Origin of the sequence: Pseudomonas sp. NPDC088885 (assembly GCF_044750025.1) — a bacterium.
In the GTDB taxonomy this organism is placed as follows: domain Bacteria; phylum Pseudomonadota; class Gammaproteobacteria; order Pseudomonadales; family Pseudomonadaceae; genus Aquipseudomonas; species Aquipseudomonas rustica.
Map to the genome: position 1 here is coordinate 1 of NZ_JBIVJB010000252.1, position 1,260 is coordinate 1,260.

Annotated in this window: 1 protein-coding gene; it reads left to right on the forward strand. The window is 58.0% G+C overall.

Annotated elements, in window-relative coordinates:
- Positions 1 to 77: 77 nt before the first annotated feature.
- A partial coding sequence (atpD, locus tag ACIP1X_RS29015; RefSeq protein ID WP_400755992.1) for a F0F1 ATP synthase subunit beta occupies positions 78 to 1,260 on the forward strand: 1,183 nt, incomplete at its 3' end.

The window sequence follows — 1,260 nt, forward strand, 5'->3', positions numbered from 1 at the left end:
TTTGCGCACTGGGTTGCGGTCAAAGCGCTCCGGGCTGAAACCGCGCGGCCAGTTCGGGGCTGACCACGGTGACGCGGTTGCCAGCGAAAGGGATCGTTCAAATCATCGGCGCCGTTATCGACGTGGAATTTCCACGCGACAGCGTACCGAGCATCTACAACGCTTTGAAAGTCAAAAGCGATGCCGGCACCACTCTGGAAGTTCAGCAGCAGCTGGGCGACGGCGTGGTTCGTACCATTGCGATGGGTTCCACCGAGGGCTTGAAGCGCGGTCTGGAAGTTACCGATTCTGGCGCAGCCATCTCCGTACCGGTCGGTAAAGCGACCCTGGGCCGGATCATGGACGTCCTCGGTAACCCGATCGACGAAGCTGGCCCGATCGACACCGAAGAGCGTTGGGGCATTCACCGTCCAGCACCTTCGTTCGCTGAACAGGCAGGCGGCAACGACCTGCTGGAAACCGGCATCAAGGTTATCGACCTGGTTTGCCCGTTTGCCAAAGGCGGTAAAGTCGGTCTGTTCGGTGGTGCCGGTGTAGGCAAAACCGTAAACATGTTGGAACTGATCCGTAACATCGCCATCGAGCACAGCGGTTATTCCGTGTTCGCCGGTGTGGGTGAGCGTACTCGTGAGGGTAACGACTTCTACCACGAGATGAAGGATTCCAACGTTCTGGACAAAGTGGCACTGGTTTACGGTCAGATGAACGAGCCGCCGGGTAACCGTCTGCGCGTAGCACTGACCGGCCTTACCATGGCCGAGAAGTTCCGTGACGAAGGTAACGACGTTCTGCTGTTCGTCGACAACATCTATCGTTACACCCTGGCCGGTACTGAAGTATCCGCACTGCTGGGCCGTATGCCTTCGGCAGTAGGTTACCAGCCGACCCTGGCTGAAGAGATGGGCGTTCTGCAAGAACGTATCACTTCGACCAAGGAAGGTTCGATCACTTCGATCCAAGCGGTATACGTACCTGCGGATGACTTGACCGACCCGTCGCCAGCGACCACCTTCGCCCACTTGGACGCCACCGTCGTTCTGTCCCGTGACATCGCTTCCCTGGGTATCTACCCAGCGGTAGATCCACTGGATTCGACTTCGCGCCAGCTGGATCCGAACGTAATCGGCCAGGACCACTACGACACCGCTCGCGGCGTTCAGTACGTTCTGCAACGTTACAAAGAGCTGAAGGACATCATCGCGATCCTGGGTATGGACGAGCTGTCGGAAGCCGACAAGCAGTTGGTAAACCGTGCTCGTA